Annotated in this window: 12 protein-coding genes; 9 read left to right on the forward strand and 3 right to left on the reverse strand. The window is 70.0% G+C overall.

What is annotated here, in order from left to right; genetic code table 11:
• Positions 1-140 precede the first annotated feature (140 nt).
• Positions 141-611, reverse strand: a complete 471-nt coding sequence (locus KY572_RS04405; protein WP_224240899.1) for a cyclic nucleotide-binding domain-containing protein — start codon at positions 609-611, stop codon at positions 141-143.
• A gap of 179 nt (positions 612-790) precedes the next feature.
• Here KY572_RS04405 and KY572_RS04410 point away from each other — a divergent pair, with 179 nt between their 5' ends.
• Positions 791-4,510 carry a patatin-like phospholipase family protein gene (locus tag KY572_RS04410; RefSeq protein ID WP_224240900.1) on the forward strand — a complete coding sequence of 1,240 codons (3,720 nt, stop codon included), beginning with the start codon at positions 791-793 and terminating at the stop codon, positions 4,508-4,510.
• 57 nt (positions 4,511-4,567) lie between these two features.
• Here the strand turns inward: KY572_RS04410 and KY572_RS04415 are convergent, their stop codons facing one another.
• Positions 4,568-4,972, reverse strand: a complete 405-nt coding sequence (locus KY572_RS04415; RefSeq protein WP_224240901.1) for a GerW family sporulation protein — start codon at positions 4,970-4,972, stop codon at positions 4,568-4,570.
• A 278-nt stretch (positions 4,973-5,250) separates the two neighbouring features.
• Here KY572_RS04415 and KY572_RS04420 point away from each other — a divergent pair, with 278 nt between their 5' ends.
• The 6 genes from KY572_RS04420 (at position 5,251) to KY572_RS04445 (ending at position 12,123) form a co-directional block, all read left to right on the forward strand.
• Entirely contained in the window at positions 5,251-7,203 is a 1,953-nt protein-coding gene (locus KY572_RS04420) for an ATP-binding protein (RefSeq protein WP_224240902.1), read from the forward strand.
• Positions 7,204-7,283: 80 nt separating this feature from the next.
• Complete coding sequence (locus KY572_RS04425; protein WP_224240903.1) at positions 7,284-9,203, forward strand: hypothetical protein; 1,920 nt, start codon at positions 7,284-7,286, stop codon at positions 9,201-9,203.
• Positions 9,204-9,220: 17 nt separating this feature from the next.
• Positions 9,221-9,529: a hypothetical protein gene (locus tag KY572_RS04430; protein WP_224240904.1), complete on the forward strand. Its 309-nt coding sequence runs from the start codon at positions 9,221-9,223 to the stop codon at positions 9,527-9,529.
• Entirely contained in the window at positions 9,526-10,260 is a 735-nt protein-coding gene (locus tag KY572_RS04435; protein ID WP_224240905.1) for a hypothetical protein, read from the forward strand. The genes KY572_RS04430 and KY572_RS04435 overlap by 4 nt, the downstream gene beginning before the upstream one ends.
• Before the next feature lie 190 nt (positions 10,261-10,450).
• Complete coding sequence (locus KY572_RS04440; RefSeq protein WP_224241499.1) at positions 10,451-11,176, forward strand: trypsin-like serine protease; 726 nt, start codon at positions 10,451-10,453, stop codon at positions 11,174-11,176.
• Positions 11,177-11,298: 122 nt separating this feature from the next.
• Positions 11,299-12,123, forward strand: coding sequence for a trypsin-like serine peptidase (locus KY572_RS04445; protein WP_224240906.1), 825 nt, complete (start codon positions 11,299-11,301; stop codon positions 12,121-12,123).
• A 19-nt stretch (positions 12,124-12,142) separates the two neighbouring features.
• Here the strand turns inward: KY572_RS04445 and KY572_RS04450 are convergent, their stop codons facing one another.
• Positions 12,143-12,802, reverse strand: a complete 660-nt coding sequence (locus KY572_RS04450) for a hypothetical protein (RefSeq protein ID WP_224240907.1) — start codon at positions 12,800-12,802, stop codon at positions 12,143-12,145.
• 61 nt (positions 12,803-12,863) lie between these two features.
• Between KY572_RS04450 and KY572_RS04455 the strand changes: the two genes are divergently transcribed.
• Positions 12,864-13,346, forward strand: a complete 483-nt coding sequence (locus KY572_RS04455; RefSeq protein WP_224240908.1) for a tetratricopeptide repeat protein — start codon at positions 12,864-12,866, stop codon at positions 13,344-13,346.
• Between the two features lie 165 nt (positions 13,347-13,511).
• The gene (locus tag KY572_RS04460; RefSeq protein ID WP_224240909.1) at positions 13,512-14,609 is read left to right on the forward strand and encodes a 6-phosphofructokinase; all 1,098 of its coding nucleotides are present in this window, start codon (positions 13,512-13,514) and stop codon (positions 14,607-14,609) included.
• The last annotated feature ends 22 nt before the right edge of the window (positions 14,610-14,631 follow it).

The following is a 14,631-nucleotide window of genomic DNA, read 5'->3' on the forward strand; positions in this document are numbered from 1 at the left end:
ACGGAGAGGTGGACCAGGGCAGCGGAGGTGTTGCCGGCTCGCGCGGATGGCCATCTGCTGGCGCGGACAAGGACGTCACCGGCTGGACGGATGCCTGCTGTCAGGGAGCACACACGGCAGGCACCCGCCGCGCCGCGGGCTCAGTCCTCCGCGTCGGCTTCCTGGCCCTTGTGGGCCTGCTCCAGCAGGGCCCACAGGAGCTTCACGCCCAGGGCGGGCTGCTGCCGGGAGAGCTTCACGAGCGAGGCCCGGCTGAAGCGCAGCGCCTCGCCCTCGGAGACGGCCCGACAGGACAGGGGCGCGGGGACGGTGCTCACCAGCGCGCGATCTCCGAAGAAGGTGGACGGGCCCTGCTCGATGCTGCTGCCGTCCTTGGTGACCTCGACGCGGCCGGTGACGACCACCCAGAATGCGTCGAGGGGATCTCCCTGCTTGAGCAGCTGCTCCCCGTCCTGGAAGGGGTGCCGCTCACCGGCCTGGAACAGCTGCTTGAGCTCCGTGCCGTTCAGCTGCCCGAACAGGGAGGAGGCCTTCAGCGCCTCCATGCCCTCCATCATGTAGAGCGGATTGACCGCCAGTTCCGTGCGCTCGTTGTCGTTGCTCTGTCCCACATGCCCCTCCCGGCTTGCGTCGTGCCCCAGACGCTAGAGGCAAAGCCTCGGGAGGGGCAACGGCTGGCGCCATCCCGCGCAGACTTTTCGTGGGCCTCGGCGGAAGCGCAAATCGTTCGGCCCCAGGCCCGCGCCGAACCCGCGCCCAGCCGGGCACAGTGCTTGCTCCGAGGCTGGGAATGTCTTCCCCAGAGCCTGTCTCGGCTGAGTCCCCCGCGACCCCTGAAGAAGCACCGCGGGACACCACGCCCGTGGAGCCCGGCGGTGATGATGCCCTGTGCTTCGCCGCGGGCATGACGGGAACCCCCTTCGGAGCGGGCGTCATCCACGCCTATCTCACCGCCGACAGGCCTCCTCCCCAGGCCGTCGCGGGCATCTCCACCGGAGCGCTGACCGCCGCCGTCATGTGGCTGAGCTACCGCGAGACGCAGGCGCACGCGCGCTTCGCCAGGGGCGAGCCTCGGCGCTGGTCCCGTCTGAGGCAGTACGTGACGCTGCTCAGCGAGGACCCCTACCGCGTCCTCTGGAACGCCCTGCCGAACCAGTCCGACTTCTTCATCGATCTGCCTCCCCTGGAGGATCGCACGGTGCCGAAGCGGCTGCGGCAGGACGAGCGCCGGGCCGCGCGAAGCCGCCACCACCATGTGCTGCTCGGCCGCTGGCTGGCGGGGCTGCCGCTGCGCGGGGATCACCTGGCGGACCTGATGGAGGGCTACGTCCACCTGAAGGAGCAGAAGGCGCCGTCACGGCTCGCGCAGCTCCGCTGGTCGCTGCGCTGCATCCGGGACGTGCTGCCCGTCCTCTTCTACGCGGCCTTCCACCCCATGCGCTTCCCGGCGGACGCGACGCTGTGGACCTCCTCGGCGGAGGCCTCAGGCCCCCCACCCTCCCCGGCCGACGCGAGCCCACCCGCTCCCCGCCGGCCGCCCCTCATCGGCTGGCTGCCCTATCTGGCGATCTCGCTCGTGGTGGCGCTGATCGCCGCGGGGCTGTTCGGCGTGGCCTCGGGGGTGCTCCTGGGCGTGGCGGCGGGGGCCTTCCACCAGCCCTGGGCCTCGCCCGGACTCGCGGGCGGGCTGCTCATCGGGGGCACGTCCCTGCTGGGGATCCTGCTCCTGGGCTCCACCCTGCTGCTGCGCGGGCTCGCCTTCGGCCCCTCCTCGAAGGAGGAGTCCGGGCCCAGCCCCTTCCTCAACTCCTTCCTCGAGGGCTCCAACCTCACCCGGAGCCTGCTCGACGACTTCCACCTGCGCCTGGCGCTGCACCGCCTCTTCACCGAGCCGGAGCGGGAGGACGAGGTGCCGGACGTGCAGCTCACGCACGCCCCGCGGCCGCTGCTCGTGGCGGCGCCGCTCCAGACGCTGAAGCGCAGCGCCACCTCCCGCTCGCTGGTCGCCCAGCAGCTCTGGGCGACGCAGGGCCCCATCGTCGATGCCTTGCGCGCGGCGCTCGCCAGCCCGCCGCTCTTCGCGCCGGTTCGCCTCGAGTCCGATGATCTCAAGGCGCACTGGCTGGACAAGGGCGCCACCCCGGACAACGGCGGCCCGCTCGATCTGGTGGATGGCTCGGTGATCCGGCAGAACCCGCTGCCGGCGCTGCTCAAGTTCATCCAGCGCAACCCGGAGACGCGCTCCCCCCTCTCGACGAGCAGCGAGCGGCCCGGCATCCATGTCGTCTACTCCGTCCCGATCGAGTCGGCGGACGGCACCAACGCGAGGCCCGTCGACGATCAGACGGACAACATCGTGGACGTGGGGCTCCTCAGCCTGCGCCTCGCGCAGCGGCTGGACACGCGCCTGGAGGTGGGGCTCACCAACTTCATCAGCAACCTGGAGACGCTCATCCCGCCCTCGAGCGAGCCCTCGCGCGGGACCGTCCCGGTGTTCGTGGACGAGATCGCCCCGGCGCCCCAGCACATCACCTTCGAGAATCCCCTGAGCCCGAGCAAGCCGGAGGTCCTCCAGGCCATCGCGGGGGGATGCCAGCGCACCCTGGAGACGCTCTACTCGCGGGAGCTCCGCGAGCAGGTGGGCGCCGCCTCCGCCATCCCCTGCAATGCCTTCCTCGGCACGCTGAAGACCCGGCGCGACCTGGGCAGCGTGGATCCGGCGGCCCCGGGCCTCCCGGAGGTCTGCGGGCGCTGCACGCGGATGCTGCGGCCACGCGATCGCACGGAGCCGCTCGGCATCCCGGAGCCGGTGACACCGAGCGTGGCGGCTGCCGCCCCGAGCCCCCAGCCTCCCGCTCCTCCCGCGGCGCTCGTCCCCGCGGCCGAGTCCTCGGGCGAGTGGAAGCCCCGGATCGTCTTCGTGGCCAGCGGCGGCGTGTTCCGGGGGGCCTTCCACATCGGCATGGCGGCGGCGCTCACGGAGGTGCGCATCAAGCCCGACATCATCGTCGGGGCGTCGGTGGGCTCGCTCATCGGCGCCGCGCTGGCCAAGATGTTCTACAACCAGCACAAGGGCGATGACGCCGCCGTCACCCGGCTTCTGGGGGACATGGTGGGCCTGTTCCTGCGCGTGGACGAGCGCGTGGCGCTCACCCAGCCGCTGCTGTCCACGGTGCGCGAGGTGAAGAGCCGCCTGGCGCGGGTGAAGCTGTCGCCCGCCCGGATCACCCACCTGGTGCGGCAGGGCATCCGCTCGGACCTGGGGTACACCATCCTCGGGGCTCCGCCGCAGCTCATCGAGGCCATCTCCAACGTCTTCCTGCTGCCGCACCAGGACACGCGGGACATCGCCGCGGAGTTCCTGGCCGGGCACGTCACGGAGTCGGTGGACCTGCTGGCGCGCAAGGTGCGCAAGGAGACGCTCGTTCGCCTGGGCATCTCCCACGCGGTGATGGGCGCGTCGCTGCTGGAGCGAGCGGTGCGTGACATCCTCTCCGGGCAGGGCTGGCCCATCGCCCTGGATCAGCGCCAGCCCTTCCTCGAGGCGGGCATCGAGTTCTACTGCACGGCCACGGACCTCAGCACCTACGAGTCCCTCATCCTGGGGACCGAGCAGAAGTACGCGGGCCGGCCCTATGACTTCGTGGAGGCGTGCCTGGCCTCGAGCGCCTTCCCGAGCGTCTTCGCGCCGCGCCGGGAGAGCGATGTCTTCCCGGGCTCGGGACGGCGCGAGGTGCGGCTGGCGGATGGCGGGCTGTTCGACAACCTGCCCTTCTCCCACGGCATCAACGTCCTGGAGCGGAAGCAGCGCGCCTGGCGCCAGGCGCACCCCGAGACGACTCCCCTGGCGTTCCTCGAGAAGCGCTCGAAGGCCCGGCACCTCTTCCTGGTGGGGGCTCTCAACGTCAACCCCGAGGCCAGCTCCTTCCCTGAGCATGGCAAGGACCACCTGCTGGCCACCTCGAGCCGCGCCGGCTCGCTCAAGGACAACGTGAAGATCCGCGCCTTCGAGGGCGCGAGCCTGCGCGTGCGTGGGCAGGTGGGGCGGCTGCTGAAGGCTCCACCCCGCGAGCTCTCGGCGGGCCAGCAGGACTTCATCGACGAGATCGTGGATCCGCTCGTGCTGCCGGTGTTCCCGGCGAGTCACGCGCACCTGAACGGCACCTTCGCGTTCTCCCGCTCGATGGGCCTGGAAGGGGATCGCGTCAGGCGCTCCATCGCCGATGGCTGCTTCCAGACGCTGCGGCAGGTCGCCAGTCCCCAGAATGTCCTCGATGACGGGACCCAGGCCAACCTGGCGGATCTCCAGCGCACCGGGCGCATCCCCGAGATCGTCCGCAAGCCCCAGCCGCGCCCGGCCGGAGCGGAGTCCGCCTCGCTCTGTCCCTTCTTCAAGAAGGGACACGAGGACATCGTCTGTCCGTTCGCCCGGAAGGCGGCGGGCACGGACCTGTCCCAGGTGATGGGGATCTGCAGGAAGGACCCGCAGCACCGGGCGGCGCTCGGCTGAGGCCGCGTCGCGTCGCGAGCCTCGCACCGAGCGCCCATGGGAAGGGCCCGCGAGTGCTCATCCCACGGCACGCAGGATCGGGAGGATCCGGCGGAGGCCCCGGCTCGCGCTGCGCAGCCCCGGTGTTCGGTGCCGCGCCCGGAGCACCGTGCCGAGCACCAGCAGTCCGACGGCCGCGACGATCTGCCCGCCAAGAATGATGCGGTTCACGTCGATGGCGGGCCTCCACTCGACATCGCCCTGCCGGATGACGAAGGCGCCCACGGGCCGGGCCGACAGGCCGAACCCGCTGCCTGCTCCACTCCCCTGCTCCGAGGGCCCCTTGCCCTCGCCTCCTCCCGCGCCCCCGCTCACCCGGGCAGCCGGGATGATGATGGCATCGCCCTGCAGGACGGGCTCACCAAACACGCGCCTGGGGTTGATCTCTCCGCGGGTCTTGTCGAGCAGCTCGCTCACATCCATGGCGTCCTCCCCTCGTGGGATTCACTGCCGCACAGGTATGCACGCGCGCGGCTCCAGGGAGGAAGGAGGGAGCCAGGCACTTCCTCCGATGGATGCGCGCTCCGACAGGCGAGCAGCGAGCCCGGAGGGCTCCTGGGGTTTTCCCCTGGTGCTCCCAGGGTTCCCCTTTGGCCAGGATGCGGCAGGCGAGCGGGTGCAGGCTCCTCGTCGGGTGCTATCAGCGGGCTGGGGAGAAGAGATTCACCCCAGCCACTCGTTCCGAACAGGGAGGCCTCACCATGCCTCATGTCCCTCCCGACATCCCTGGACAGCTCGCGTCGAAGGGCCCGATGGGCTCGCTCGAGACGTCTCGCGCCTGGCTTCTGCGGCGGCTCGACGGGCTGCTCTCGGAGTCGCTCCGGCGAGCACCCCTCTCGGCGCTGACTCGCGCCCGGGTGCTGGCCGCCGCCACCTGTGTCCTGCTCCTGCTCAATGTGCTGTACACCCTCTCGCTCCAGCCGCCTTCGGACGAGTGGATCTGGAGAGCCCCAGGAGGTTTCGGCTCCCTGGGAATGCTCGGGGCGCTGCTGCTGCTGCGTCGCGTCAGGTCGACCACCGCTCCGGCGCTCCTGCTCTGCGCGAGCATGCTGTGGGGGATTGGCTTCACCCTGGTCCTCTATTGGAACTCCTACATCAGCACGCACGCCACGCTCATGCTGCTGCCCGCGTTCGGCGTGTATCTGCTGGGCCCGCGCAAGGGCCTGCTCCTGACGCTGCTGACCATCCTGCTGATGGGCATCGTGGCGCCGTTCCTCCACCTCCACTTCGGGCTCACCGCCCCGCCAACGAGCCCCGCGTTCCTGAGGATGCTGCACGTCGCGTCCTCGATGGCCTTGCTGAGCATCTGGCTGCTGGGCGCGCTGCACAGCACCGCGCAGAGCGGGGCGCAGGAAGCGCTGGAGCGGACCCTGAAGGAGCTCCGCGACACCGAGCGCAAGCTCACCAGCCTCTTCGAGAACACGGACGACATGCTGTGCTCGCTGGACGCGGAGGGGCGCCTGCTCATCGCCAACACGGCCATGAAGCAGGCCTTCGCCCAGCGCTTCGGCCAGGAGCCCGTCATCGGCCAGCGGCTCTTCGCGCCCGCGCCCCCCGCCACCCAGGAGCTGTGGGCCGCGCGCTTCCGACAGGTGCTCCAGGGCGAGCGCCTGAAGCTGGAGGTGGAGTATCGCGAGGGAGAGACGCGGGTCGTGCTGGAGACGTCGCTGAGCCCCATCCGCGGAGAGGACGGCGTCCCCCAGGGCATCGTCCTGCTCGGGAGGGACATCACCGCGCGGAAGGAGGCGGAGACCCGGCTGGGCGAGATGCACCGCACGCTGGTGGATGTCTCCCGCCAGGCCGGCATGGCGGAGATCGCCACCGGGGTGCTCCACAACGTGGGCAACACGCTCAACAGCGTGAACATCTCGGCCCATCTCATCTCGGACGGGCTGCGCAAGCTGCGGCTGTCGGGCATCGGCCGGACCACCAGGCTGCTCCATGAGCACTCCCGCGAGCTGGGGCCTTTCTTCACCCAGGATCCACGAGGCCAGCAGCTGCTGCCCTACCTCCAGGCCCTCTCGCGCGAGCTGCGCGAGGAGCAGGAGGCGCTCATGAAGGAGACGGTCTCGCTCACGGAGGGCATCGATCACATCAAGGCCATCATCAACATGCAGCAGAAGCATGCGCGGACCGTCGGGGCCATGGAGACGGTGTCGGTGCCCCAGCTCATCGACGAGGCGCTGCGCCTGCACGCCGTCTCGTTCGAGCGAATGAGCATCCGCATCGAGCGCGACTTCGCCGCCGTGCCGCTCATCGTCACGGATCGCCACAGGCTGCTGCAGATCCTGCTGAACCTGCTGAACAACGCGCGGCAGGCGCTGGCGGGCAGTGAGCCGAAGGACAAGCGCCTGCGCCTGCGGGTGGGGCTGGCCGAGGCAGGCGGGCAGCTCTTCATCGAGGTGAGCGACAACGGCCAGGGCATTGCCCCGGAGCACCTGCCGCGCCTGTTCACCCAGGGCTTCACCACGAAGAAGGAGGGGCACGGGTTCGGCCTGCACGTCAGCGCCCTGTCCGCGGCGGAGATGAACGGGCGGCTCACCTGCGCCAGCCCCGGGGTTGGACAGGGCGCTACTTTCACCCTGATGCTGCCGCTCGCGCCGGCGGAGGCCCCGGCGGAGAGCTCCGGGGGGATGTCGGCATCGATCCGTTGATGGCCCCCTCCGATAGGATTGTCGTCCGGGGGCACATCCTGCTCAACTCACGTCATGCACTTGCTGCGAGGGGGAACACCATGAACCCGGACAGGCGTCCGCTCACTCCGTGGCGAGCTCCGTGGTTGTGGGTGATGGGAGTGCTGCTGGTGGCTCCTGGGAGCCAGGCGGCGGACGCTCCTCCCATCGTCACCATCATCCCCCGCTACCCGGCCCAGGAACCGGCCACCATGGAGGTGCCAGGCCCGGAGGCCCAGGGCAGCGTGGGTTCGTTGACCGACCGACAGTTGCCAGCCAGCCAGGAGTTCTTCCTGCGCTACCCGGCCTCCAGCGACGTGGAGCAGGGCGTCGGCTCGCTGGAGGTGTGGCCCGAGGCGGAGGATGCCAGCGGGGACGCCGTCGCGGCGGAGGCGGAGCTGGCCACCACGCGTGACGTCCAGCTGGGAGGTGCCCGGTGCACCCAGCCCCGGGTGGACGGCAAGCAGACGTACCTGCTCGGCATGGTGCTGAAGGAGGACGGGGGCAGGAAGTTCCTCGAGGCCAAGGTCCCCGCGCTTCAGGTGGGACAGAAGTTCTGCTTCCGGGTGACGCCCAGCTTCTCGCTGACGAGCTCGCAGGCGCAGGCGCTGGCGGTGGCCGCGACGATGGAGCTCGTCACCGCCTTCATGGCCTCGCCCGGCCAGCGGGTGAGCTGCGACGGGCGGGATGATGCGCCCTTCCAGGCGGCGCTGGTGAGCGCGCTGAAGTCACAGAAGTACCAGGGCAACGTCTTCAACGTGACGCAGGCGGCGCAGCTGGCCCAGCGCCGCTACCTCACGGCGCTGCAGCAGGCGGGCGCCCCCGGTCAGGCCAACCCGTGCAGCGAGTTCACCAGCGCCCTGAACACCGAGCCCTCGGGACTGGAGATGGCCAGGGCCCAGCAACGCGTGCTGGCCGCGGAGCAGCAGCTCTCGAAGCTTCCCCCGCAGCTGCCAGCCCTGCGCTCTCCCCTGGTGAGGCTCCCGTCCGGGGTGATCGTCGAAGCCCGGACGATCGCCACGAGCGGCAAGCAGGCGGACATCGAGGCCGCCGCGACCCAGCTCGACGCCCGGCAGAACGAGTTCGCGGAGTGGACCGCCACGCTGAGCGCCTGGGCCACGGCGTTCGGGACGGTGGCCGCCGCGCAGGACAAGACCCAGGCCACGGCGCAGCTCCAGCAGCAGCTCTCCGGCGGGCAGCTCCCCAGGCCCCCGGCCTTCGAGGTGTGGAGCGGGCGGGGCTTCGTGCCGACGGCGCAGTTCGTGAAGGAGCCCGGCACGGAGCTGGAGGCCACCCTCGCCTCGCTGCAGCTGCTCCCGGCCAGCGCCGAGCGCAACCAGTGGATCGCCGCGGTGACGGAGCTGCGCGCCGCCCGCCAGAACCGGGACGCCGCGCAGAAGGCCCCAGCGGACTACCAGGCCCGGCTGGCCACGCAGACCAAGGCGCTGCGAGAGCTCGTGCTCCAGGCCTTCTCACAGGAGGACGTCCGCAGGGCGCTCGTGGTGAGCGGCACCCGGAGCGTCCTGACTCCGAAGTCGGGCATCGGCGAGACGCCCTCCAAGGCGAGCTTCGCCGCGCTGGACATCGGCGCGGTGTTCGCCTTCCCGGGGTTCGACACCTGGGTGCTGCCGTACGTGGGGCTGAACGTGTACTCCGTGCCGGTGGATCGGACGATCGCTCCGGGAGAGCTGACCGGCAGCACGCTGGATCAGGTCCGGCAGCGCATCTCGTTGACGATTGGCGCCACGCTCACGGCGCCCTCGAGCGCGGGCCGAGCGCTCGAGGCTCCGTTCATGGGGCGCTATCCGCTGCTGGCGGTGGGCTTCCGCGTCGGTGGGTACACGCGGCTGGTGGCGGGCAGCGTCTTCTACAACGTGAACGACCCGAACCCCGCCTCCGCGGACAAGCGGCTGCACGCGGCGCCGTTCGCTGGAGCCTCACTGGATGCCGATCTCGTCGACATCCTCACCAAGAAGCTCTGATCCGAGGAGCGCGCATCATGGGGACGTTGCAGATCTTCCTCTCCGAGCCCATCCACACCGGACAAGCGGAGTCCGCCGCCGTGAAGGTGGAAGGCGCCACTCCCGGTGGCCAGGTGGATGTCACCCTGACGCAGGTCCAGGGCAAGCAGCCGTTCTGGGGGCCGCAGACCCTGAAGGGCACGGTGGACACGACGGGAGTGGCCTTCGTCACGTTCCAGATGACCTTCGCGGGCCCCAGCCCCATGGCGTGCCTCAAGGCGACGGCTCGGGACACGACGGGCACGTATTACGAGCCGGACGCTCACAGCTTCGAGGTGCTCCCATGAGAGGCGCGTGGCTGTTGGGAGTCCTGGGGCTGGGGACGCTGGCGGGCTGCGGGACGGAGCTGGCCTTCGTGCCTCCGGAGGAGGTGCTCGTGCTCTCCGCCTGCCCCGAGGGTTCGCGCTGCGAGCGGGTGGCGGATGGGCGCTCCCGCATCACGGTGGAGGCGTGCGTACCGGAGAGTGTGCGCACGCCGAGGGCCGACGCCCAGGTGACCCTGACGCTGTCGGCCGGGAGCTGGGAGGGGCTGGATGGCGCGACGCGAACGGTGAGCGCGTCGATCAGGACGGACCCGTGTTTCCGGCCGACGCTGGTGACGAGCACGGAGCTGAGGACGCTCCGAGTGGACGCGGAGCTGAAGGGCGTGCGGCGGTTCCTCGAGATTCCCCTGCAGCCGGCGGCGCTCGAGGCGGTGGAGCTGATCCCCGGGCCGCTGCAGCCGCGGGGGGGACAGGAGTCACAGCTGCAGGTGCAGGTGCGCGCCACGAACGAGGGCCTGCCGACGCAAGGCACACGGGTGGTGTTCCAGGTGGAGGGCATCGAGCCCGCCAGGGCGCAGGTCGCCCTCTGGCCGGATCAGACCGAGCTCGACGCTCAGGGCCGGGTTGTCGCCCGGCTCCTGCCGTCCCAGGAGGTGACGCAGGTGACCCTCCGGGTGCAGGCCATCCCGCCGGGCACCTCCACCTCGGTGCCACCGATCGAGCGGACGTTCACCCTCAATGTGACGCCTCCGTAGCCAGATGCCTCGTCCTCCTTGGTGGCCGTGGCTGCTGCTGCCGCTGAGCCTGGTGATGAGCTGCGGCGGATGTTGGGGCAACCGCCTCGAAGCACCCCAGCCCCCTTCTCAGCCACAAGGTACCGAGAAGAAAGCCGAGACGACGGAGGGATCCATAACGGACTTCGACACCTTTCCTCGGGACGAGCGCATGCTGCCCGGTGACGGGCTGGGAGATTCGACGAATCGATATTCCTCGACAGTGATGGTTAATGCCTCGACGGCCGCGGGGAAGTCGAAGTGCAACGGAGTCATCCTTGCTCCTCGGCTGGTCCTGACCGCGGGCCATTGCGTCTGCCGCAGCAGGGACTGTGCCGAGAACGCCACCGTGACCACCGTCACCTATCCACCCGCGAGAGGCTCACTCGATCTGGTCATGGGCGCTCGCTACGAAGAACGCAGAGGTACGGTTCGTCCTCATCCCAGCCTCGAGCTTCGGCACGGCGACAACGCGGCATCCAGCTCGACCCGCGCGGACCTCGCGCTCATCTTCCTGAACCAGCCGTTAGGCTCCACCTTTCCGGCGGTTCCGTTGGCGAATGCGGAGGCCAGAGCAGGTGAATCCATCACCTTGGTGGGCTACGGCCGGCAGGATGCCTCCGACCGGGTTCTGGGAGTTCGCCGCTTCGGCGTGAAGAAAATCACGAGCGTGCGTGAAGGAGGGGGCTTCCTCGAGCCACATGGCTTGATCGCGCTGAACAGCGGCAGCGGAGAGCCCTGCCTACGCCAGGAAGGGGCGCAGGAAGTCCTGGTAGGCATCGCCAACAGCCACTCGGGAGACAAGCCGACCTTCACCAGCGTGTACCCGCATAGGGAGTGGCTGCTCTCCGAAATCCACCGGGCAACCCACGTGGGTGCCGAGGAGTCCAGCCCATGACTGGAACGCGGACGTCACCCGCCTCGTACGCACTCGTGATGGCGCTGCTGCTGGTAGGGAGTGGATGCGTTGGGAGTTCCCGCCTCCATGAGGATTCGCTCTCCACGCAGAGCCTTCCCGAGATGGAATCCTCGGACGAAGTCTTCAATGTCTCCAACGGCAGCAAGGACTTCGGCAATCGCTACGCCTCCGTCGTCCTGGTTGCGATTGGAGGCGTTCCAGAGTGCAGTGGCGTGATCATCCATCCTCGACTCGTCCTCACGGCAGGTCACTGCGTATGTCGAGGACGCGAGGATCAGAACACCATCACCCTGGACAGCTCAGCCTGTGAGAAGACCGCAACGGCCATCGCCGTTGCCTATGATGCATCCACCGGACGTCCCAACTTCAGGCGCTACACAGGCACGGTCCGTCCCCACCGCGGCTTCAGAGCCGTCCTCAAGAAGAAGCGGCTGTCCGTACCTGCCGCCGTGGGATCGCAGGGCAACCAATCCGATGCCGGAACACCCTATGTGGTCGTGAACACCGTGTCGGAGAGCAAGGCGGACCTCGCCCTGATCCTTCTCGACTCAGCCGCCGAGGGCCTTTTCCCCCCTGTCCCCCTGGCAAGAACCCACCCCACGGCCCACGCTCCCGTCGTCGTGGTCGGCTACGGAGCAGACGCCGTCGAGAACGGTCTCGCTGCATTCAACGACGAGCAGCCGACCCGTCGCTTCGGCAAGAACTTCATTGCCCAACCTGGCGATGAGCGGTTCATGATCGAGCCACCGGGCTCGCTGGCGCTGCCAGGTGACAGCGGAGGACCTTGTTTCCGCGAGCAGCCCGAGGGCCTGTCGCTCGTCGGCATCAACTCGAGGTCAGCCCCTGGAAAGAGAGCGACCTTCACGAGCACCTACCACTATCTGGACTGGCTGGACGCGGAGATCCGGCGAACGAACCAGATGTAGAGGCACGTACCGGGGAGAGCTACGGACTTCCCCCCCGCCGCTGCCGCCGCCACGCCGCGTAGGAGGCCACCAGCGCCCCCGCCAGCGCCCCCGCCAGCGCTCCCGCGGCCCGGCGTGACAGGCCTCCGTGCGTCGGCGCCTCCATCCGGAACGTCTCCAGCGAGGCCTCCACCTTCGGCGCCAGCGCCTCCCACCGGACCGCCGGCGCGCTGACCATCACCACCGCGTGCCGCCCCTCGGACGCCAGCCCCGCCACCAGCACCGTCCTCACCTGCCCCGCCTCCTTCAACGTCCCCAGCACCTCCACCCTCGGCACCGGGCCGCCGAGCCGCTCCACCCGCTCCGGCACCAGCGTCAGCCCCAGCTCCCGCTCGAAGTGCCGCACCACCGCCGCCCCGAAGTCGTCCCGCTCCGAAGGGCTCGCGGAGAACGTCCCCTCCACCACCGCCACCAGCAGCATCGCCGCCTCGGGCCCCTCCCCCTCCGACAGCGCCGCCGACAATGTCCGCGTCGCCCCCGGGTCCAGCGCCACCGCGCCCGCTCGCGTCCCCGCATAGGGCTCCTGCCGCACCATCCGGAACCCCGCGGGCGGACGGAAGCTGTAGCCGTCCTTGCGCAGCTCGGAGCCGAGCGCGCCCTGGGCCAGCCACAGGCTGAGTGTGAGCGAGGAGAGAAGCATGGGCCTGGACGAGGATAACCCCGTGCGTGACGTGGGCCCCGCACGTTAACCTGCCGCCGCGATGACCCCTGAAGCCCGGGCCGAGATGCAGGCGCGCGCCGAACGTGCCCTGCGGCGCGGAGAACTGGCCGAGGCGGTGGGCCTCTACGAGACGCTCGTCCAGCACTTCCCCCAGGACGAGGCGCTGTCCCAGAAGCTCTCCCTCCTCCGCGAGTCCCTCCAGCCCATGGAGCTCCAGGCCACCAAGGCTCGTCCCCCCGCCATCCCCGAGCCCGTCCCCCAAGGCCCCTCCTCCCCCGTCCAGGAGGGCGAGCGCCTCTTCGCCCTCGGCGACTATCCCGGCGCCGCCGCCGCCTACCGCCGCGCCCTCCAGGAGCGCCCCGACAACGAGCTCATCCAGGAGCGCCTCGTCGAGCTCTACCGCCTGGCTACCACCACCCCCCACCACTCCCCCACCGACCGGGCGCTCCCCAAGGAGCCCGAGCACCGCCTCCAGGCCCTGCTCGACCGCCTGGCCGCCAGGCGCCGCCTCAAGCGCGGTTGACCTGTCATACCCCCGCATCCTTATAAGGACTGGAAGTTCCGGGTCCCCAGCCGACGCACCGCGCGATTCGTGCGTTGCACCCCCGGGGGGTGGGTCCTACAATCCCGCCCAGACGCCGCTGTCATAGGCGCTCCCCTGGTCCCTGACACCCGCGTCCGACTTTCTATGCCCAGACCCCTGCGACTCGGAGTCCTCACCGGCGGCGGTGACTGCCCCGGCCTCAACGCCCTCATCCGAGGGCTGGTCAAGCGTGGCATCCACGAGTTTGGCCACGAGTTCGTGGGCATCGAGAACGGCTACATGGGGCTCGTCGAGCCCGAGCTCACCCGCCCCCTCACCGAAGAGGACACCCGCGGCATCCTCCCCAAGGGTGGCACCATCCTCGGCACCTCCAACAAGGCCAACCCCTTCCAGTACGCCGTCCGCGAGGGCGACACGTGGGTGGAGAAGGACGTCTCCGACATCGCCCTGCGCCGCGCCGAGGAGCTCAAGCTGGATGGAATCATCGCCATCGGCGGCGACGGCACGCTGACGATCGGCCACAAGTTCACCGAGAAGGGGCTGCGCGTGGTCGGCTGCCCGAAGACGATCGACAACGATCTGTCCGGCACCGACCAGACCTTCGGCTTCGACACCGCGCGCGCCATCTGCACGGAGGCCATCGACCGGCTGCACTCCACCGCCGAGGCGCATGACCGCGTCATGGTGGTGGAGATCATGGGTCGCAACTCCGGCTTCCTCACCCTGGACAGCGGCATCGCCGGGGGCGCGGACGTCATCCTCATCCCGGAGATCCCCTACCGAGTGGAGGCCATCGTCGAGAAGATCCGCCGCCGGGGCCGCCGCAAGCGCAGCTTCTCCATCATCGCCATCGCCGAGGGCGCCTACCCGGAGGGCGGCACCCTGGCCGTGCTCGACAAGGCCAGCGACATCCCCGGCCGCGGCGTGGTCCGCCTGGGCGGCGCGGGCAAGGTGTGCGCCGACCTGCTGGCGCGCCACATCGAGGCGGAGATCCGCGTCACCGTGCTCGGCCACCTGCAGCGCGGCGGCACTCCCACCGCGGCCGACCGGGTGCTCGCCACCATGTACGGCTGCAAGGCGCTCGACCTGGTGCGCGACGGGCAGTGGGACTCCATGGTCGCGCTGCGCAATGGGAAGATCGTCACCGCGCCGCTGAGCGAGTCTCGCAAGGAGCGGCGCGTGGATCCGAACGGCGAGCCCGTCCGCTTCGCCAAGAGCATGGGCATCAGCTTCGGGGACTGAGGGCCGGGAGGGCTTTGGACAC

It is taken from the genome of Hyalangium gracile (genome assembly GCF_020103725.1).
Lineage (GTDB): Bacteria > Myxococcota > Myxococcia > Myxococcales > Myxococcaceae > Hyalangium > Hyalangium gracile.